This window comes from Geothrix edaphica (genome assembly GCF_030268045.1).
GTDB lineage: Bacteria > Acidobacteriota > Holophagae > Holophagales > Holophagaceae > Geothrix > Geothrix edaphica.
In genome coordinates this window covers 235,165-255,741 of record NZ_BSDC01000002.1, presented here as the reverse complement: position 1 = coordinate 255,741, position 20,577 = coordinate 235,165, and the positions used below count along the sequence as shown (strand labels likewise).

Sequence of the window (20,577 nt, the reverse complement as noted above, 5' to 3'; positions counted from 1 at the left end):
ATGCCGCCGGGGCCTTGTCCTATACGAATTCCGCCAGACGAAATTCCCACCCCGCGGTAAAGTACTGGTCGCCTGGTTCCCGGGTGCGTGACCAGAATCACAATCCGATGGAAATGTGCGATAACTGATCTAGTGCCTTGGTGGAGCCCCATGCCTCAAGCAGTCCTCAATCTGAGAAGGATCGAGTTCCTGGCAGGGCTGCCGATGAACGCCGCCGAGGAACTGGCCAGCATCGCCGAGTTGCGGCGCTTCCCCGATGGCGCCCGGGTCTACACCCAGGGCGACCAGGTGCCGGGCGTCTACGTGGTGGTGAAGGGCGGCCTCAAGGTCTTCCGCACGGACGGCCGCGGCCGGGTGCAGGTGCTCCAGTTCCTCAAGGTCGGGGACTGCGTGGGCGAGGTGGCTGTGTTCGACGGCGCCCCCATCGCCTCCAGCGCCGAGTCCCATGGCGAGACCGAGTGCTGGCTGATCCCCTCCGCCCCCTTGCGCCAGATCGTCCACCGCCACCCGGAAGTGGCCGAGATGCTCATCCACCACTTCGCCGCCAAGGTGCGCCACCTGGTGACCCTGGTGGAGACCCTCAGCCTGCACAGCGTGCCCGAGCGGGTGGCCCAGCTGCTGTTGGAGGCCCACGAGTCCCACCCCATGCGGTCCCTGGTGGAGTTCCAGGAGACCCAGGAGGACCTGGCCCAGTGCATCGGCGCCAGCCGCGAGGCCTTCAGCCGAGCCCTGCGTCTGTTGACGGACCTCGGCCTCATCCAGAGCACCTTCCCCGTCGTGCGCATCCTGGACCTCGGGAAGCTGCAGCGGTACGCGAAGGGCTGAGCGGGGGCTCCAAAACGCTTCGCCTTTTGGAGATAGAAAGAGATCTATTCCTGGCTCCAAATCGCCGCAGGCGATTCGGAGCGGGGGCTACATCACCGTTAGGTAGCGGACCCTGGCCCCCGCCTCCTGGCCGGGAGCCTCGATCCAGGCGAAGGCGTCGGCCCGGGCGAGGGTGACGAGGTCGGCGGAGCCCTTGCCGGGCAGGGGGTGGAGCTGGCCGTCTTCGAGGCTGCAGGGATGCAGGAGAGGGCGGTCGCCCTTGTGCTTCACGGGGGCGGCGAGGCGGGCCCGGCGCCAGGGATCGGGCAGGGCTCGGCCCTCCAGCTTCGCGAGGGCGACGGGGAGGAACAGCAGGGCATTGAGGTAGGCGGACACGGGATTGCCCGGCAGGCCCAGCACCAGCAGATCGCCCAGCTGGGCCGCCAGCATGGGCTTGCCGGGCTTGAGGCGGATCTTGTGGAAGAGGATGGTCGCGCCCAGGTCCTTCAGCACCGCGGGCAGGTGATCGTGCTCTCCCATGCTCACGCCGCCGGAGGTCATCAGGATGCGGACGCCGCCAGGGTTCCGCAGGGCCGCGGCCAGGGTCTCGGGATCGTCGGGGAGGGCGGGACGGCGCTCGACGTCCGCCCCCAGGGCATGGGCCAGGGCCGCCAGCATGGGGCCGTTGGAATCGCGGATCTGGTGGGGCAGGGGGTCGGTCACCAGCTCGTCCCCGGTGGAGGCCACAGCCACGCGGATGCGTCTGGGCGGAGGCAGGGGCCGGCCCACCCAGGCCCGCAGGGCCGTGCGGGCCACGTTCAGGGGCTGGTCCGCGGGCAGGAGCAGATCGCCGGCACAGGCCTGGCCGCCGCGGCGGCGCACATGGTCGCCAGCTTCCGGGATGGCCTGGGGATGGATCTGGCCCTCGGTCTCGTGCAGCTGCTCCACGGGCAGGATGGCATCCGCGCCCGCGGGCAGGGCTGCGCCGGTCATGATGCGCACGGCGGTGCCGGGGGTCACCGTGAAGGCCGCCGGGTCATCGCCGGCGTAGAGGGTGCCCAGGAGGCGGCGCGGCGCGCGTCCGTCCTCCGAGCGCAGCGCCACGCCATCCATGGCCGCCAGATCCGCAGCCGGGTCGTCCCGGTCCGCCCGCACCTCGGACGAGGCCGGCGCGGGCAGGGCCGCCCAGAGCCGGGCCAGTGCCTCGTCCAGGGGCAGCAGGTCGGGATGGTCGCAGCTCATGGCCATGGGCGAAGGATACCGCCACGGCCTCTACAGCGGACTGTCAGCACCGCACCTCGGCGCCCTTCCGGGCGTAGTACCACCAGTTCACGGCGAGGCACACCACGTAGAAGGCCGCGAAGCCGTAGAGGGCGTTCTGCACGGTGCCCGCGGCGATCTGGGACTTGAACACGGTGGGGATGACGTAGCTGCCATAGGCGGCCATGGCGCCCGTCCAGCCGAGCACGGGACCCGCGAACTGGGTCTCGAAGATGAAGGGCACCATCTGGAAGGTGCTGCCATTGCCGATGCCCGAGCCCAGGAAGAGCAGCAGGAAGCTCAGCAGGAAGGGCATGAAGAGGTGGGCGGGGTTGGGATTCCCCTGGGCCTGCTTGATGACCACGGCCACCGCCAGGGCGCCGATGATCTGGATGACCGTGGACCACTGGGTGATGACGGAGCCCCGGAACTTGTCCGACAGCCAGCCGCCCACGGGCCGGATGAGGCTGCCCACCAGGGGCCCCAGGAAGGCGTAGGTGGCGGGGTTGGTGACGCTCTTGCCGAAGAAGAGCTTGAGCAGCAGGGGGAAGGCGGCGGAGTACCCGATGAAGCTGCCGAAGGTCATGATGTAGAGCAGGGTCATGAGCCAGGTGTGCTTCATGCGGAAGATGGCGAACTGCTTGTCGAGGCTCGTCTTCACCTTGCCGGGCAGGAGCTTGAGCAGGGCCAGACACACGGCGATGGCCAGCAGCACCAGGCCCAGCTGGGCGCCGAGGCCCAGCTTGGGGTAGCGCACCACGATCCAGGCCACCAGCCCCGCGGCGGCGAAGGCGGGGAGGTGCAGGCCCAGGATCTTGCCCAGGGCGGCCGGCGTGTGGTCGCTGTCGTGGTGGGGCAGGTTGTTCATCCCGAGCCAGGAGGCCACCGCCAGCACCACCAGGAAGGGCAGCCACACGAGGGCGCCGTTCTGCACCCACATCTGCTTCCCGAGGGCCGTGATGTGGGGGGCGCCGGAGAGGGCGCCGAACAGGGCCGAGCCCATGACGGCGGGCACCACCAGCTGCATGACGCTCACGCCCAGGTTGCCGATGCCCGCATTGAGGCCCAGGGCCAGGCCCGCAGAGCGCTTGGGGAAGAAGCTGTTGATGTTGGACATGGAGGAGGAGAAATTGCCGCCCCCGATGCCCGAGAGCACCGCCAGGATCGCGAAGGTGGAGAAGGGCGTCGCCTTGTCCTGCAGGGCGATGCCCGCGCCCAGGGCCGGGGCGATGAGCATGGCCGTGGTGAGGGCCACCACGTTGCGCCCGCCTGCCAGGGCCACCATGAAGGAGTTGGGGATGCGCAGGGTGGCACCGGAGAGGCCCGCAATGCTGATGAGGGTGAAGAGCTGGGCATCCGTGAAGGGGAAGCCCGCGTCCTTCATACGGACGGTGAGAATGGACCAGAACATCCACACCGCGAAGGCGCAGAGGAGGCTGGGCACGGAGATGGCGAGGTTCCGGTGGGCGATGCGTTTGCCGCCGAGCCAGAAGGTCTCGTCCTCGACGTTCCATTCGGTGAGTTTGGCCATGGGGTCTCCCAGTTCGAGGGTCGTAGTCGGATCAGGCGGGTTCGGCGTCGGCGCCGGCAAGGCCGGGGGCAAGGGCAGGGACGGGTGCGGGCTTGGGGTGCTCGAAGCGGGTGAAGAGGGTCTCATTCTGCTCGCGGGTGAGGCGCCGCACCACCGTGTGCAGCCAGACCAGGCAGATGACGGACAGGACCGTGAGGAACAGCCACATGGTGGTCCACAGGCCCGTGGCCTTGAGCAGGTAGCCGAAGAGGATGGGCCCCACGAAGCCGCCGAGGCCGCCGATGACGCCCACGATGCCGCCCACCACGCCGACCTCGTCCGGGAAGTAGTCGGGGATGTAGCGGTAGACCGCCGCCTTCCCGATGCCCCACACGATGCCCACCACGAAGACCAGGAAGGTGAAGATCCACACATTGGCCTGGAAGAACACATGGGTGGTGCCCGAAGCCAGCAGCTGCTTCTTCTTCACGCGGTCGCCCACCTTGACCGCGGGCGTCTGCCAGAAGCGGCTCTGGGGCAGCACCAGCAGGCGCTCGTTCTGCACCTCCGGTTCCGCCCCCTTCATCCGGAAGGCATAGGTGGTGTCCCCCACCACGATGCGGCCGGGGGCCACCTCGGTCACGATGCCGCCCACCTGGGCCAGCACCGAGGGCCCCGGGCTCTCGATGGACATGCGCGGCACCATGAGGGCCGCGCACGCGAAGATGCTGAGCCCGAAGGTCCAGTACATCACCGCCCGGGCGCCGAAGCGGTCCGACATCCAGCCCCCCGCGGCGCGGATGAGGCCCGAGGGCAGGCTGAAGAGGGAGGCCAGGAGGCCGGCCATGGCGAGGCTCATGCCGTAGACGCCCACGTAGTAGGGGATCAGCCACTGGGCCAGGGCCACGAAGCAGCCGAAGACCAGGAAGTAGTAGAGGCCGAAGCGCCACACCCGCAGGTGGCGCAGGGGCGAGAGCATCTGGACGAAGGTCTTGCCCTTCGCGCCCTCCGCCTTCTTCTCATGGGTGGTGAGGAAGAACACGACAGCCATGATCAAAAGGACGGCGGCATAGAGCTTCGGCAGCATGCGCCAGGCCTCCAGGTTCGCGCCGCCCGCCGTGAGCTTCTTCAGGAGGAAGGGCGCGCCCATGCTGGTGAGGGCCGAGCCCGCGTTGCCCGCGCCGAAGATGCCGAGCGCCGTGCCCTGGTGCGCCTTGCTGAACCATACGCTGGAGTACGCGATGCCCACGGCAAAGGCTGCGCCCGACAGCCCGAAGCCCAGCGAAGCCAGGAGGAAGCCCTGGTAGCTCTGGACGCTGCCCAGCAGCCAGGTGGGCAGGGCCGCCAGCAGGAGCAGGATGGTGTAGACCTTCCGGCCGCCGAAGCGGTCCGTGAGCAGGCCCACGGGCAGGCGCATCACCGAGCCGGTGAGCACGGGGATGCCGATGAGCCAGCCGATCTGGGCCGTGTCCCAGCGGAAGAGGCCGTTCTCCACCAGGAAGGTGACCAGGACGCCGTTCAGCGTCCACACGGCGAAACAGAGGGTGAAGGCCAGGGTGCTCATGGCCAGGGCGGTGGCGGCTCGGGATCGTTCCGACATGGACGCCTCCGGGGAGAATCTAAAACGGATTTAAATATCCTAAAATAAATCGTGAGTGGGGTTGGAGATCGTGATGGGGATCACGCGCTCTCGAATATCTATACGGGGGCGGCCACCGAGAGGTCCGGGTCCTCCGGCCGATCCGGAGCGGCCTGAGCCACCTGAAGGTCGCGGAGGGAGGTCCGAGCCAGGGTCGTGGTGAGGAGGGTCTGGAGGACGTCCCAGGCGGGCCGGATGGGGCAATGGCAGTCCTCGCCCACCGCGGCATGGCCCAGCAGGCAGTCCTCGAACGGCTCGGGGCCCTCCATGGCCACCACGACCTCCCGCAGAGTGATGCGCTCGGGGGGCCGCGTCAGGCGGAACCCCCCGGTGGGACCGCGCAGGGACTCGAGGATGTCCGCGTGGGCCAGGATCTGCAGGATCTTGGCCAGGAAGGGGCCGGGCAGGTCCAGCTCGGCGGCCAGGTTCCGGGCCAGCCGGTAGGTCCCATCCCCGGGCATCCGCACGAGGGCCTGCAGCGCGTAACGCGTGGGGGCGTGGAAGAGGCTGCGGGGGTGGGGGCAGCCGGGCTGGGGATGGTTCATGGACCTTCCAGGGAGAAATATAAAAAGAATTTGTGGTCTGAATATAAATCAGCCACGAAAAGGCGCCATCCCTGAATTTTGCGATTTTGAGATTGCCCTGGCCTCAGGTATCTGCGGATCAGGTTCCGAGAGAAGATGGAGTCTCAAGATGACGACAAGTGCCGATATGTATTATTAATTATTGATATTAATTAAGATATTCAAAATAAAAAAATCAATCATTTCTGACTTGAACCCCCTTGCGCAAGCAGGGGGAGCGGAGCCATACTTGGCCGAATTTCAGAATAATCATTCCTAAAATCGCCGTGCCCATGCCGGCTGCTCCCCCCGAGGAGGTGTTGTGTTCCCCAGGATCACGCCACGACAGGTGCTCGCCTGGGCCGTCCTTGCGACCCTGATGCCGATGTCGGCCCCAACCCTGGCCGCCCAGGAGGCCGAGGCCCAGTTCCGCAAGAGCTGCATGAGCTGCCACACCATCGGGGCGGGCCGGAAGGTGGGTCCCGATCTCAAGGGCCTGGGTCAGCGCCGGCCCCATGAGTGGTCGTCCAAGTTCATCCAGATGCCCTCGGCCCAGCTGGACGGGGGCGATGCCACGGCCGCCGCCCTCCTCCGGGAGTTCAACGGCACACGCATGCCGGACCTGGGCGTGACCGCCGCCGAGGCCCAGGCCCTCCTCAAGCTCATCGATGACTACTCGGCCGGGGGGAGGACCCTCGGCACCGCGGCCATCGCCCGGGCGGCCACGCCCGCCGACATCCGGAACGGCCAGCAGCTCTTCATGGGCCTCACCCGCTTCGCCTCCGGCGCGCCCGCCTGCATGTCCTGCCACAGCGCGCAGGGCCTGGGCGGCTTCGGGGGCGGGCGCCTGGGCCCGGACCTCACGGGGGCTTCCGGGAAGCTGGGCGTGGGCCTGGTGCCGGCCATCGAGAACCCCGCCTTCCCCACCATGCAGGGCGTGTTCCAGAAGACGCCCCTCACGGCGGAGGAGGCCTTCCAGGTGGGCAGCTTCATCAAGAGCCTCGCCGCCCAGCCCCCGGCCCGCACGGACATGGCCTTCCCCGTCCTGGGCATCGTGGGCCTCGTCTCCGGCATGCTGCTGGCCGGCCGTCTGGGCCGTCGGCGCTTCCGGGGCCTGCGCCGCAACCTCAAGCCACGCGCCTGATCCAGAAGGAACCGAGCCATGACCGAGCGCAAGCAGAGCCACTGGATCACCGACATCGTCGATCCCGAAACCCGCTCCTGGGAGGAGTTCTACCGGAACCGGTGGGCCCACGACAAGGTGGTGCGCAGCACCCACGGCGTGAACTGCACCGGCAGCTGCGGGTGGAACATCTACGTGAAGGAGGGGATCGTCACCTGGGAGATGCAGGTCGTCGACTACCCCCTGCTGGACGAGAAGGTGCCGCCCTATGAACCCCGCGGCTGCCAGCGGGGCATCAGCTTCAGCTGGTACCTCTACAGCCCCCTGCGGGTGAAGTTCCCCTACATGAGGGGCGCCCTCATGGACCTGTGGGAGGAGGCCAAGGGCAGGCACCAGGATCCCGTGGCCGCCTGGGCCAGCATCCAGAATGACCCCGACAAGCGCTCGCGCTACCAGCGCGCCCGGGGCAAGGGCGGGTTCCGCCGCGCTTCCTGGGACCAGGTGGGCGAGCTCATCGCCGCCGCCAACATCCACACCATCAAAACCCACGGGCCCGACCGCATCGCGGGCTTCAGCCCCATCCCGGCCATGTCCATGCTGAGCTACGCCGCGGGCTCGCGGTTCATCCAGCTCATGGGCGGCACCAACCTCAGCTTCTACGACTGGTATTGCGACCTGCCCCCCAGCAGCCCCGAGATGTGGGGCGAGCAGACGGACGTGCAGGAGAGCGCCGACTGGTACAACGCCAAGTTCCTGGCGGTCATGGGCTCGAACCTGAACATGACCCGCACCCCCGACTGCCACTTCGCCGCCGAGAGCCGCCACAACGGCACGAAGATGGTGGTCTTCAGCCCCGACTTCAACCAGGTGGCCAAGTACGCGGACGAGTGGATGCCCGTCCACCAGGGCCAGGACGGCGCGTTCTGGATGGCGGTGAACCACGTGATCCTCACGGAGTTCCACCACCAGAAGCAGGTTCCTTTTTTTCTGGAGTATCAAAAAACGTACACGGATGGGCCCTTCCTGGTGGAGCTGACGCAGATCGACGGCGGCTACCGCCCGGGGCAGCTCCTGCGAGCCGGGCGCCTGGCCAAGTACGCCGAGGAGGAACATGGGGAGTGGAAGTTCCTCATGTGGGACGAGGGCAGCGCCGCCCCCAAGATGCCCAAGGGTTCCGTGGGCCACCGCTGGGGAACCAAGCAGGGCCAGTGGAACCTGCTGCTCCAGGATGGCAAGGACGACAGCCCCATCGCTCCGGCGCTGACCTTCCTGGGCGAAGGCGTGGAGCAGGTGTCATTCGATGACTTCGCGGGTGGCGCCACCTGTCTGCGCGGCGTGCCCGTGCGGCGCCTGAAGCTGGCGGACGGTACCGAGGCCATTGTCACCACGGTCTACGACCTGCTCATGGCCCAGTTCGGCGTGGAGCGCGGCCTGGGCGGCGCCTATCCCAAGGGCTACGACGACGAGGCCGGTGTCTACACGCCCGCCTGGCAGGAGCGCATCACGGGCCTGTCGCGGGAGAACGTGCTGCGCTTCGCCCGGGAGTGGGCCCGCACGGCGGAGCTCACGCGGGGCAAGTGCACGGTCATCATCGGCGCGGGCATCAACCACTGGTACCACAACAACCTCATCTACCGCGCCGCGCAGCACGCGCTGGTCTTCTGCGGCTGCATCGGCACCAACGGCGGCGGCCTCGCCCATTACGTGGGCCAGGAGAAGCTGGCGCCCGTGGCCTCCTGGTCCGCCATCGCCATGGCCCGGGACTGGGTGCCCGTGAACCGCCTGCAGAACGGCCCCAGCTGGCACTACGTCAACTCCGACCAGTGGCGCTACGAGCGGGAGTTCAAGGCCTACAACACCGTGCCCGACGGCAGCGCGCTGGTGGAGGGCCACTGCATGAACATGCAGACCCGCGCCGTGCGCAGCGGCTGGCTGCCCTTCTATCCGCAGTACAACGAGAACCCCATGGCCGTGGTGGCCGACGCCCGGAAGGCCGGCGCCAAGGATGAAGCCGCCATCATCGCCAGCACCGTGGAGCGGCTCAAGAAGAAGGACCTTCGCTTCTCCGTGGAGGACCCCGATGCCCAGGAGAACTGGCCCCGCGTGTGGTTCATCTGGCGCGGCAACGCCATCGGCACCTCGGCCAAGGGGCACGAGTTCTTCCTCAAGCACTACCTCGGCACCCACAGCAACGCCATCGCCGAGGAAGTGGCGGAAGGCACCCTCAAGGACGTGACCTGGCGGCCCACGGTCACCGGGAAGATGGACCTGGTGGTGGACATCAACTTCCGCATGGACACCTCGGCCCTCTACAGCGACATCGTGCTGCCCACGGCCACCTGGTACGAGAAGACCGACCTCAACTCCACGGACATGCACAGCTTCATCAACCCGCTGTCCGCGGCCGTGCCGCCCTGCTGGGAATCGAAGAGCGACTGGGACATCTTCAAGGATATGGCCAAGCGGGTGAGCGAGCTGGCCGCCAAGCACCTTCCGGAGCCCATCGAGGACATCGTCTCCTCGCCCCTCACCCACGACAGCCCCGCGGAGATCGCCCAGCCCCACATCCGCGACTGGATGGCCGGCGAGTGCGAGGCCATCCCAGGCAAGACCATGCCCGGGCTGAAGGTGGTCACGCGGGACTACAAGACGGTCTACGAGAAGTTCATTTCCCTCGGGCCCATGGTGCGGGAGCAGGGCCTCGGCGCCCACGGCGTCAAGTACCCGATCTCGGATGTCTACGACGACATGCTGAACACGCATCCCACGGTGATGGTGGATGGCCAGAAGCGGCCCAGCCTGGAGGAGGACATTCACGCCGCCAATGCGCTGCTGCACCTGGCGCCGGAGACCAACGGCGAGCTGGCCTACCGGGCCTATCAGTTCATGGAGGGCCGCACGGGCCTGCCCCTGAAGGACCTGGCCGAGCCCTACCGGGGTGTACGGCGCACGTTCAAGGATCTGCTGGCCCAGCCCCGTCGCGTCATCAACAGCCCCTGCTGGTCCGGGCTGGTGGACGACAAGCGCCCCTACTCCGCCTTCACCTACAACGTGGAGCGCAGGGTGCCCTGGCGCACGCTCACGGGCCGCCAGCACTGCTACCTGGACCACGAGGGCTACCTGGCCTTTGGCGAGCACCTGCCCACCTACAAGCCCACGCCGCCGGCCCAGGTGCTCGGCGACCTGCGCTGCTCCAAGCGTGAGGGCAACACCCTGGCCCTGAACTTCCTCACGCCCCACGGGAAGTGGCACATCCACTCCACCTACGGCGACACCGAGCGCATGACCACCCTGTCGCGGGGCCAGGACCCACTCTGGCTCAGCGAGGAGGATGCGGCCTCCATCGGCCTCAAGGACAACGACTGGGTGGAGATCCACAACGACAACGGCGTGGTGGTGGTCCGCTGCTGTGTCAGCGCCCGCATTCCGAAGGGCGCCTGCATCCAGTACCACGCCACGGAACGCACCTACAGCGTGCCCAAGTCCCCCCTGCGGGGCATGAAGCGGGCCGGCATGAACAACAGCCTCACCCGGGCGCGGCTCAAGCCGAACCTCATGGTGGGCGGCTACGGGCAGTTCACCTACCACTTCAACTACTGGGGCCCCACCGGCGGGAACCGCGAAACGGTGGTTTACGTCCGCAAGCTCGGCCAGCTGGTCTGGTAGGAGGACCGACATGGATATCCGCTCTCAAGTGGCGATGGTGTTCCACCTGGACAAGTGCATCGGGTGCCACACCTGCTCCATCGCCTGCAAGAACGTGTGGACCGACCGCAAGGGCGCCGACTACATGTGGTGGAACAACGTGGAGACCAAGCCCGGCACCGGCTATCCCACCCAGTGGGAGAACCAGGAGGAGTACAAGGGAGGCTGGGTGGTGAAGGACGGCAAGCTCCAGCTGCGCCTCACCTCCAAGGGCAAGTTCCTCCAGAAGATCTTCCACCAGCCGTCCCTGCCCACCATGGACGAGTACTACGAGCCCTGGACCTACCGCTACGAGGACCTCTTCAACGGTCCCGAGCAGGACGACCAGCCCACGGCTATTCCCGTCAGCAAGGTCACGGGCCAGTACATCGACATCGAGGCCGGTCCCAACTGGGATGACGACCTCGGCGGCTCGCCCCTCTACGCCCGCAACGACGTGAACCTCTCGGCTCTCACCGAGGAGCAGCGCCTCCAGCTGCTCTCCATCGAGACGCTGGTGATGTTCTACCTGCCGCGCATCTGCAACCACTGCGCGAATCCCGCCTGCGTGGCGGCCTGCCCCAGCGGCGCCATCTACAAGCGGGGTGAGGACGGCATCGTCCTCATCAATCAGAATGTCTGCCGCGGCTGGCGCTACTGCGTATCGGCCTGCCCCTACAAGAAGGTCTTCTACAACTGGAGCACGGGCAAGTCCGAGAAGTGCCTGCTCTGCTACCCCCGCGTGGAGACGGGTCAGGCGCCCGCCTGTTTCCACTCCTGCGTGGGCCGCATCCGCTACATGGGCGTGCTGCTCTATGACGCCGACAAGATCGAGGCCGCCGGCCTGAAGCCGGATTCCGAGCTGGTGACGGCCCACCGGGACCTGCTGGCGGATCCCAACGATCCCGCCGTCATCGAGTCCGCCCGGAAGAACGGCGTCACCGAGCAGGTGCTCCAGTCCGCGCGGAAGAGCCCCGTCTACCAATTCGTGAAGGACTGGGGCCTGGCCCTGGCGCCCCATCCCGAGTACCGCACCTTCCCCAGTCTTTTCTACGTGCCGGCCCTGGGCCCCGTCACCTACTCCATGGAGAACGGCGTGGCCCTCAATCCCACCTCGGTGGATGAGATCTTTGCGCCCCTGGAACAGGCCCGCCTGCCCATGGCATACCTGGCGAACCTTTTCGGGGCGGGGCAGGAGGCCCCCGTGCGCTACGCCATGAAGAAGATGATGGCCATCCGTACCTGGAAGCGCGCCACGGAGGTGGGTGACGTGGACCTGAAGGTGGCCCTGGCGGGCCTCCGCGAGGCGGACTGCGATCCCGAGCAGGCCGAGGCCATCTACCGCCTCACCAGCCTGTGCAGCTTCGAGGACCGCTTCGTCATCCCGGCCTCCCACCGCGAGCAGGCGGTGGAGGTGCTCACCAACCCGCTGGAACGGAAGGGGGCCGCAGGCTTCGGCTTCCGCGAAGCGCCCCAGAGGGGGTTCTGATGCGCGTACCCACCCACATCATTCCCGGCATCGCCGCGCTGCTGCGCTATCCCGACGAGCGCACCCAGGCCCTCGCGACCTCCCTGGCGGACGCGGCCATGGCCACGGGCCATCCCTGCCAGGAGCACTTGGAGGCCTTCGCCCTGGTGGCGCGGGGCCTGGATCTGCGCGAGCTCCAGGAGCTCTACACCCGGGCTTTCGACCTCACCCCGGAGTGCACGCTGGACATCGGCTGGCACCTCTTCGGCGAGACCTACCAGCGCGGCCAGTTCATGGCCATGATGCGCCACCACCTGCAGGCCCACGGCCTCGAGGAGGGGGGGAACCTGCCGGACCACCTGCCCAACCTGCTGGACCTGGGCATGCGGCTGGAGCGCCAGGATGCCATGGACCTGGTGGACGACTGCCTCCTGCCGGCCCTGGAGAAGGTGATCCCGGCCCTCAAGGAGAGTCCCTACCACCACGTGCTCCAGGCCCTCTTCCTCATCTTCACGGTCAATCGCAAACCGGCGGAGGCGGCCTGTGCTGACTAACTTCCTCTTTGTCGGCTTCCCCTACGTGGCGCTGGTGCTGGCCATCGTGGTGAGCATCCTGCGCTTCACCTGGCGACCGTTCAGCTATTCCAGCCTCTCCAGCCAGTTCCTGGAGACCGAGTCCCTCTTCTGGGGCTCCAGCCTCTGGCACTGGGGCATCCTCTGGGTGCTCTCGGGGCACCTCTTCGCCTTCTTCCTGCCCGAGGCCATCCTGGCCTGGAACGCCCGCCCCCTGCGGCTCTACCTGCTGGAGATCACCGGGCTCTCCATGGCGCTGCTGGCCCTGGTGGGCGTGGTGGCCCTCATCGTGCGGCGGTTCACGGATCGGCGGGTGAAGGTGGTGACCAGCCCCCTGGATGTCGTGCTGCTGGCCGTGCTGCTCTACCAGGTGGCCAGCGGCATCGACGTGGCCATCCGCTATCGCTGGGGTAGTGCCTGGTTCTCCACCAACGCCGCGCCCTACCTCTGGAGCCTCCTCAAGCTCGCGCCTCGGCCCGAGTTCATCGCGCCCCTGCCCTGGATGGTGAAGCTCCACTTCCTGAGCGGCTTCCTGGTGATCCTCCTGCTGCCCTTCACGCGGCTCGTCCACTTCCTCGTGGTGCCCATCTGGTACTACTGGCGCAGGCCCCAGGTGGTGATCTGGAATCGGAAGGGGCTCCGGTGAGGATGCGGACCGTCGCCATCACGGGCGCGGTGGCCTTCGGCGCCTCGCTCATGATCTTCGCGCTGAGCCTGGATACGCGCCTGCTCGGGGACCAGAGCGGCTACAAGCCCGCCCAGCCCATTCCCTATTCGCACGCCCTCCACGCCGGGGAGCTGAAGCTGGACTGCCTCTTCTGCCATACCTCCGCGGAGAACAGCCGCCACGCGGGCATCCCGCCCCTCAGCACCTGCATGAAGTGCCACGAGACCGTGCTGAACCGGGCCGGTACGTCCATGGGCAAGTCGGACCCCAGCCCCGACATCCAGAAGCTGCGGGAGGCCTACGCGAGCGGCCGGGGCTTCGAATGGGTCCGCATCCACCGCCTGCCCGCCCACGTCACCTTCCCCCACAGCCGCCATGTCCGCGCCGGCGTGGCCTGCCAGTCCTGCCACGGCGAGGTGCAGGGCATGGAGCGCGTGGAGCAGGCCATGGCCCTGACCATGGGCGAGTGCCTCGCCTGCCACCGCACCGAGAACCAGAAGCAGCAGCTCGCCGGAAAGCCCGCCCAGGCTCCGACCGACTGCTCGGCCTGCCATCACTGAGGGGGAACCATGAAGACCTGGAAGAGCCTCGGGGAACGGCGCGGGATGGTGCGGGCGCGGAAGGCGGAGTTCGAGGACGAGCTGCCCGTGGGCGAAAGCGTCCGACAGATCAGCCGGCGCGACTTCTTCCGCTTCTCGGGGGTCGGCTTCGCGGCGGGCCTGGCCCTGGGCTGCAAGAGCAAGGTGGTCGAGAAGGCCATGCCCTACCTGAACGCCCGGGAGGGCCTCACGCCCGGCGTGGCCCAGTGGTACGCCACCACCTGCGGCGGCTGCGCCGCGGGCTGCGGCGTGCTGGCCCGCAGCCGGGACGGGCGCCCCGTCAAGCTGGAGGGGAACCCCGAGCATCCCGTGAGCCGCGGCGGCCTCTGCGCCATGGGCCAGGCCCAGACCCGGGGTCTCTACGACGAGGACCGCCTGCGCGGGCCGAAGCAGGCCGGGAAGGCCGTGGACTGGGCCGCCCTGGACGCGGATCTCCAGCGTCGCTTCACCGAACTGAGGACCTCCGGCGGTGCCATCCGCGTCCTGGCCGGCACGATCCTCAGTCCGACCCTGCGCGCCGCTGTGCAGGGCTTCCTCGGCACCTTCAAGGACGGCCGCCTGGTGGAGGCCGATGCCCTCAGCGCCGCGGCCCTGGCCGCCGCCTACGAGCACACCCACGGTCAGCGGGTGATGCCGCACTACCGCCTGGAGGAGGCGGATCTCACCGTGGGCGTGGAGGCGGACTTCCTCGGCACCTGGATTGATCCCGTGGGTTTCACCCGCGCCTATGCCGAGCGCCGCGGGCCCGACAAGCCCCGGCCCATGTCGAAGCACATCCAGGTGGAGAGCGGCCTCTCGCTGACCGGCAGCAACGCCGACGAGCGCGTGCGCCTCGCGCCGTCCGAGGCCGTGCCCTTCCTGGAGGTCCTGGCTCGCCAGCTGGGCCTCCAGGTGGAGGGGGGAACCCTCCCGACGGCCCTGACGGCGAAGGCGCAGGCCATCGCCCACGAGCTGGAGGCGCACCGGGGCCACGGCCTCCTGCTCTGCGGCCTCAATGACCCGAGGGCCCAGGAGGTCGTCGCCCGGATCAACCACGCCCTCGGCCACGAAGGCACCACCGTGGACCTGGCCCGCCCCAGCCTGCAGAAGCGGGGGGACGACCGGGCCCTGGAGGGCCTGGTCCGCGAGATGGCCGAAGGCAAGGTCGCCGCCCTGCTGCTGCTGGGCTGCAATCCCGTCTACGAGCAGCCGATGGTCTTCGGTGAGGCCTTCGCCAAGGTGCCCCTGCGGGTGTCCCTGGCCCTGACCGAGGACGAGAGCGCCGCCGCCTGCACCCACCTGGCCCCGGACCAGCACTGGCTGGAGACCTGGCGGGACGCGGAGCCCGTGGCGGGCACCGTCTCCCTGATCCAGCCCCTCCTCCAGCCCCTCTTCGCCACGCGGGATGCCGTGGAGAGTTTCGGCGCCTGGGCCGGGCGGCCGGTGCCGGCGCTCCAGGCCCTGCGCGAGCACTGGAAGGCGGCCCTGTTCCCCCGCCAGAAGGCGCTGGGGGACTTCGACACGTTCTGGAACGCCGCGCTCCAGAAGGGCGCCGCGCAGGTGGAAGTCGGGCCCGCACCCCGGTACCGCGAGGGTCGTGTGGAAGGCGCACCCAAGGCTGCGCGCAAGGACGGCTACGAGCTGCTGCTCTACGCCAAGGTGGGCCTGGGGGACGGGCGCCACGCGCACATCCCCTTCCTCCAGGAGTTGCCGGATCCCATCACCAAAGCCACCTGGGACAACTACGCCCAGGTGTCCCCGGCGGCGGCCGCCCGACTGGGCCTGGAGCAGGGGGACCTGCTGCACCTGCGGCCCGAGGGCCACGTGCTGGAGCTGGAGCTGCCCGTCGTCGTGCAGCCGGGCCAGGATGACCGCACCGTGGCCGTGGCCCTGGGCTACGGCCGCACGGCGGGTGGGAAGGCGGGGCTCAGCGTGGGGAAGAATGCGTATCCCTGGCGGACGTTCACGTCGGGCTTCCTCGCCGCCGAAGCCTCACCTCTTCAGGTTCGGCGCGGATCAGGCCGCGTGGACCTGGCCTGCACCCAGGACCACCACAGCCTGGAGGGTCGCGAGCTGGTGCGGGAGATGGCCCTGGCGCCCTACCTGCGCGATCCCGCGTCCGCCCGCCCCCACGAGCAGCCGGGCCCCTCGGTCTACGGTGAGCACCTCCATGGCGCCCATCGCTGGGCCATGGTCATCGACCTCAGCGCCTGCACGGGCTGCTCCGGCTGCGTGATCGGCTGCCAGGTGGAGAACAACATCCCCGTGGTGGGCCGGGACGAGGTGCGGCGCAAGCGCGAGATGCACTGGCTGCGCATCGACCGCTACTACACCGGCTCTGAGGCCGAGCCCGGCGTCGTGCACCAGCCGATGATGTGCCAGCAGTGCGACCAGGCCCCGTGCGAGAACGTGTGCCCCGTGCTGGCCACGGTGCACAGCGAGGAGGGCCTCAACCAGCAGGTCTACAACCGCTGCGTGGGCACCCGCTACTGCGCCAACAACTGCCCCTACAAGGTCCGCCGCTTCAACTGGTGGGAGTACCCCCACGCCAGCGAGCTGGAGCGCCTGGGCTTCAATCCGGATGTCACCGTGCGCAGCCGAGGCGTCATGGAGAAGTGTTCCTTCTGCGTGCAGCGCCTCCTGGAAGCCAAGCTCACGGCGAAGAACGAAGGCCGCGAGCTGAAGGACGGCGAAGCCATGCCCGCCTGCATGCAGAGCTGCCCCGCCCAGGCCATCGTCTTCGGCGACACGCAGGATCCCGACAGCCGCATCAGCCAGGTGCTGCGCGATCCCAAGCGCTTCCTGGTGCTGGGCGAGCTGGGCATCGGCCCCGCCGTGAGCTACCTGACGAAAATCCGGAATGTGGCCACGGACACGAACCAGGGAGGCCACCATGGCGCATGATGCGGACGCGCTGACCGCCAGCGGGATCCCGGCCGCCGAGGCCGAGCGCTACGGCCACAACCTGCCCCTCATCGACGGGAACAAGACCTACCGCCAGGTCACGGAGGAGGTCTTCGCACCTACGGAGCGCCGCCCGCCCCTGCGCTGGTGGCTGGCCCTGGCCGTCACCCTCTCCATGCTCTCCCTGGGCGCCTGGGCCGTGGTGCAGACCCTCACCCGGGGCATCGGCACCTGGGGCCTCAACCGCACGGTGGGCTGGGCCTTCGACATCACGAACTTCGTGTTCTGGGTGGGCATCGGCCACGCCGGGACGCTGATCTCGGCCATCCTCTTCCTCTTCCGCCAGCGCTGGCGCACCTCCATCAACCGCGCCGCCGAGGCCATGACGCTCTTCGCCGTCATGTGCGCGGGCACCTTCCCCATCATCCACATGGGCCGGCCCTGGCTGGCCTTCTGGGCCACCCCCTATCCCAATTCCCGCGGCTCCCTCTGGGTGAACTTCAAGAGCCCGCTGCTCTGGGATGTCGTCGCCATCTCCACCTACTTCATCATCTCGCTCACCTTCTGGTACATCGGCCTCATTCCCGACCTGGCCACCCAGCGGGACCGGGCGAAGACGAAGCTGAAGCGCACGATCCTCAGCATCTTCTCGCTGGGGTGGAACGGCTCGAACCGCACCTGGAGCCGCTACGAGACCGTGTACATGCTGCTGGCGGGCCTCAGCACGCCCCTCGTGGTCTCCGTGCACACCATCGTGTCCATGGACTTCGCCACCTCCGTGATCCCCGGCTGGCACGCGACGATCTTCCCGCCTTACTTCGTGGTGGGCGCCGTGTTCAGCGGCTTCGCCATGGTGCTCACCCTCATGATCATCGCCCGGTCGGTGATGGGCCTGGAGGAGTACATCACCACCCGTCACCTGGAGGCCATGACCAAGGTGGTGCTGGCCACGGGGATGATCGTGGGCATGGCCTACGCCACGGAGTTCTTCACGGCCTGGTACAGCGGGAACCCCTACGAGCGCTACGTCTTCCTCAACCGCGCCCTGGGGCCCTACCAGTGGGCCTACTGGACCATGGTGGGCTGCAATGTGCTCAGCCCCCAGTTCTTCTGGTTCAGGAAGGTACGAACAACCCCCTGGATGATCTTCATCCTCACCATCTTCGTGAACATCGGCATGTGGTTCGAGCGCTTCGTCATCATCGTGACGAGCCTCCACCGCGACTACCTGCCCTCCAGCTGGGCCATGTACCGGCCCACCTTCATCGAGGTGGCCATCCTCATCGGCAGCTTCGGCCTCTTCTTCACGCTGTTCCTGGTCTTCACCCGGGTGCTGCCCATGATCGCGGCGAGCGAAGTGAAAGGAGTGCTGAAGCATGTCGAGCACTGAGCACCTCCATCGCAGCCGCTTCCGGGCCTCCTTCGCGGACCCGGAGCAGCTCCTGCACGCGGTGAACCATCTGCGAACCGCCGGGCATCGCGTGCTGGATACCTACACGCCCTTCCCGGTGCACGGCATGGACGAGGCCATGGGCCTGCGCCCCTCGCGGCTGTCCCGCGCCTGCCTGGCCTTCGCGGCCCTGGGCCTTGCCATCGCCGCAGGCCTCCAGATCTGGACCTCTGCCGTCGACTACCCCCTGATCACGGGCGGGAAGCCCCTCCTGGCCATCCCCGCCTTCATCCCCGTGGCCTTCGAACTGACGGTGCTGCTGGCGGGCCTGGGCGTGGTGGCGAGCTTCTTCGTGGCCGCCCGCATGCGCCCCCGCCTCCGCGTCCCCGACCTTCATCCGGGCGCCAACGACGACCGCTTCGTCCTGGCGGCGGAGCTGGCCGCCGATATCCAGTTCCCTGCCGTGGCCCGCGAGCTGGCGGACCTGGGCGCCCTGGAATCCAGCTTGCTGGTGGAGGACCGCTTCCAGCGCGGCGGCTCCTTCTGGGACCGCCCCGCGGGCGTGGGGGCTCTTCTGTTGGCCTGCCTGCCCGCCTTCCTGCTTCTCGCCCTGGTGCCAATCCTCAACCGCGACTTCCAGCGCCGGAACCTGACCTGGGACGGCGGCATGGGTGTGCCGCTCTCGGCCCAGGCTTTTGACGCCAGCGGCGTGCTTCCCGGCGGGAAGGTGCTGCAGGCGCCGCCTCCGGACACCCTGTCGCGCCGCGGCGAGCCGCCCCTGGCCTTCGGGCCCGGCAAGGCCGAGGCGGAGCGGGCGGGCCGCGAGCTGCAGAACCCCTACCAGCCGACCCAGGCCCGCTTCAACCGCGGCAAGCTCGTTTTCGAGCGGGTCTGCGCCACCTGCCATGGGCGGGAGGGCGACAACAACGGCAGCGTGATCGTCGCGCGGGGGGCCTTCGCGCCCACGGTGCTCGTCTCCCCCGTGGTGCGGGACATGCCAGACGGTCGCCTCTTCCACATCGCCACCTTCGGCGGTCCCACGAAGATGAAGGGCTACGGCGACCTCCTCAGCCGCGAGGACCGCTGGCAGGTGGTGCTCTACATCCGGGAGCTGCAGAAGGCCGCGAAGCCGGCCGCTGCGCCCGCCCAAGCCACGGGAGCCCAGCCATGAGCGAGACCTTCACCGTTCCCGCCCGGGATCTCACGAAATCCGGCATCCCCACCCTGGCCGACATCGGCGAGCGCCTCCGGGGCGGCGCCTGGGCCTTCGTGCTGCTCGGCATCGGATTGCTGGGCCTGGGTCTCGTGCTCCAGGCGGAGCGGGGCTGGGGCAACCTGCTGCTCACGGCCTTCAACCTGGCCTGCGTAGGCCTGGGGGGCCTCTTCCTCCTGGCCATCCAGTCCATCACCGGGGCCCGCTGGAGCGATCCCATCCTCAAGGCCCACCGGGCCATGCCGGCGCTCCTGCCCGTGGCAGGGGCCCTCATGCTCCTGCTGGCCTTCGGGGCCTCGGTGCTCTACCCCTGGGCCCGGCCGGATGCCGCCTCCCACGAGGCGCTGCATGGCCGCCTGGGCTGGCTGAACCTGCCCTTCTTCTTCGGCCGGGTGGCGCTCATCTTCGCGGCCTGGATCTGGGTGGGGCGGCGACTCACGCAGCAGGGGAAAGGCGCGGCCCCCTTCATCCTGGTCTTCGGCCTCACCTTCTCCCTGGCCAACTTCGACTGGCTGATGTCGCTGGAGCCGGTGTGGTCCAGCACCATCCTGGCCATCTACGGGTTCTCGGGCATGTTCCTCCAGGGCATCGCCATCGTCACCATCAGCGCCATCGTGCTGCGCCGCGTGGGCCTGCTCCCGGCGGTGTCGAAGGCCCAGAACCACGATCTGGGCAAGCTGCTCTTCGCCTTCAGCTGCTTCTGGGCCTATATCTTCCTCAGCCAGTTCCTGCTCATCTGGTACGCCAACCTGCCCGAGGAGACCGGCCCCATGCGCCTGCTGTTGCAGGGCCGCTGGATGCCCCTCTTCTACCTGAACCTGATCCTGAACTTCGGCCTGCCCTTCGTGCTGCTGCTCCAGCGCCGGGCCAAGACCAGCGAGATCGTGTTGCTGGCCACCTGCGCCATCCTGCTGGCGGGCCGCTGGCTGGATCTCTACCTCCAGATCATGCCGCCTGTGCTCCACGGCCTGGGCCCCGTCTTCGGCCCCGCCGAGCTGGGCGGCATCCTCCTCCAGCTGGGCCTTGGCCATCTGGCCTGCTGGCCCGTCTTCATGAAGGACGCCAACCCGGCCCAGGAGCTGCCCCCGGCGGAGTGAGGCTGCATCTTTCATCCGGCAGAGCAGGATTGAAGAAACCACTCACGCGGAGGGTCGCAGAGAAGGCGGAGGATGCAGAGGAAGGCGCCCCGGATGGCCCGTCCT

15 protein-coding genes are annotated in these 20,577 nt (G+C 68.3%); 11 read left to right on the top strand and 4 right to left on the bottom strand.

Going from position 1 to position 20,577, the window contains the following annotated elements:
- Positions 1-150: 150 nt before the first annotated feature.
- Positions 151-825 (top strand): Crp/Fnr family transcriptional regulator, encoded by a 675-nt coding sequence (locus tag QSJ30_RS08970; protein WP_285608508.1) that lies wholly within the window; start codon positions 151-153, stop codon positions 823-825.
- Between the two features lie 87 nt (positions 826-912).
- Here the strand turns inward: QSJ30_RS08970 and QSJ30_RS08965 are convergent, their stop codons facing one another.
- The 4 genes from QSJ30_RS08965 to QSJ30_RS08950 form a co-directional block, all read right to left on the bottom strand.
- On the bottom strand, positions 913-2,052 hold the full coding sequence (locus QSJ30_RS08965) for a molybdopterin molybdotransferase MoeA (RefSeq protein WP_285608506.1): 1,140 nt from the start codon (positions 2,050-2,052) through the stop codon (positions 913-915).
- Between the two features lie 37 nt (positions 2,053-2,089).
- Positions 2,090-3,595 (bottom strand): MFS transporter, encoded by a 1,506-nt coding sequence (locus QSJ30_RS08960; RefSeq protein ID WP_285608504.1) that lies wholly within the window; start codon positions 3,593-3,595, stop codon positions 2,090-2,092.
- A gap of 31 nt (positions 3,596-3,626) precedes the next feature.
- Positions 3,627-5,174 carry an MFS transporter gene (locus QSJ30_RS08955; RefSeq protein ID WP_285608503.1) on the bottom strand — a complete coding sequence of 516 codons (1,548 nt, stop codon included), beginning with the start codon at positions 5,172-5,174 and terminating at the stop codon, positions 3,627-3,629.
- Between the two features lie 98 nt (positions 5,175-5,272).
- On the bottom strand, positions 5,273-5,758 hold the full coding sequence (locus QSJ30_RS08950) for an RrF2 family transcriptional regulator (protein WP_285608500.1): 486 nt from the start codon (positions 5,756-5,758) through the stop codon (positions 5,273-5,275).
- Between the two features lie 340 nt (positions 5,759-6,098).
- On the opposite strand from QSJ30_RS08950, the gene QSJ30_RS08945 reads away from it, so the two are divergent.
- Genes QSJ30_RS08945 through QSJ30_RS08900 form a run of 10 tightly spaced genes read left to right on the top strand, consistent with a single transcriptional unit; the run spans position 6,099 to position 20,472 of the window.
- The gene (locus tag QSJ30_RS08945) at positions 6,099-6,920 is read left to right on the top strand and encodes a c-type cytochrome (protein WP_285608498.1); all 822 of its coding nucleotides are present in this window, start codon (positions 6,099-6,101) and stop codon (positions 6,918-6,920) included.
- A gap of 18 nt (positions 6,921-6,938) precedes the next feature.
- Positions 6,939-10,565, top strand: a complete 3,627-nt coding sequence (locus QSJ30_RS08940) for a nitrate reductase subunit alpha (protein ID WP_285608496.1) — start codon at positions 6,939-6,941, stop codon at positions 10,563-10,565.
- A gap of 10 nt (positions 10,566-10,575) precedes the next feature.
- Complete coding sequence (gene narH, locus QSJ30_RS08935) at positions 10,576-12,072, top strand: nitrate reductase subunit beta (RefSeq protein ID WP_285608494.1); 1,497 nt, start codon at positions 10,576-10,578, stop codon at positions 12,070-12,072.
- Positions 12,072-12,605 (top strand): nitrate reductase molybdenum cofactor assembly chaperone, encoded by a 534-nt coding sequence (locus QSJ30_RS08930; protein WP_285608492.1) that lies wholly within the window; start codon positions 12,072-12,074, stop codon positions 12,603-12,605. The genes narH and QSJ30_RS08930 overlap by 1 nt, the downstream gene beginning before the upstream one ends.
- Positions 12,595-13,269, top strand: a complete 675-nt coding sequence (gene narI, locus QSJ30_RS08925; RefSeq protein ID WP_285608491.1) for a respiratory nitrate reductase subunit gamma — start codon at positions 12,595-12,597, stop codon at positions 13,267-13,269. Before QSJ30_RS08930 ends, narI begins: the two co-directional genes overlap by 11 nt.
- Positions 13,270-13,271: 2 nt before the next feature.
- On the top strand, positions 13,272-13,850 hold the full coding sequence (locus QSJ30_RS08920; protein ID WP_285608489.1) for a cytochrome c3 family protein: 579 nt from the start codon (positions 13,272-13,274) through the stop codon (positions 13,848-13,850).
- A gap of 9 nt (positions 13,851-13,859) precedes the next feature.
- Positions 13,860-16,772 (top strand): 4Fe-4S dicluster domain-containing protein, encoded by a 2,913-nt coding sequence (locus QSJ30_RS08915; protein ID WP_285608487.1) that lies wholly within the window; start codon positions 13,860-13,862, stop codon positions 16,770-16,772.
- The gene (nrfD, locus tag QSJ30_RS08910; RefSeq protein ID WP_285608485.1) at positions 16,762-18,162 is read left to right on the top strand and encodes an NrfD/PsrC family molybdoenzyme membrane anchor subunit; all 1,401 of its coding nucleotides are present in this window, start codon (positions 16,762-16,764) and stop codon (positions 18,160-18,162) included. Before QSJ30_RS08915 ends, nrfD begins: the two co-directional genes overlap by 11 nt.
- Positions 18,149-19,333, top strand: coding sequence for a quinol:electron acceptor oxidoreductase subunit ActD (locus QSJ30_RS08905; RefSeq protein WP_285608483.1), 1,185 nt, complete (start codon positions 18,149-18,151; stop codon positions 19,331-19,333). The genes nrfD and QSJ30_RS08905 overlap by 14 nt, the downstream gene beginning before the upstream one ends.
- Complete coding sequence (locus tag QSJ30_RS08900; protein ID WP_285608482.1) at positions 19,330-20,472, top strand: hypothetical protein; 1,143 nt, start codon at positions 19,330-19,332, stop codon at positions 20,470-20,472. The genes QSJ30_RS08905 and QSJ30_RS08900 overlap by 4 nt, the downstream gene beginning before the upstream one ends.
- Positions 20,473-20,577 lie beyond the last annotated feature (105 nt).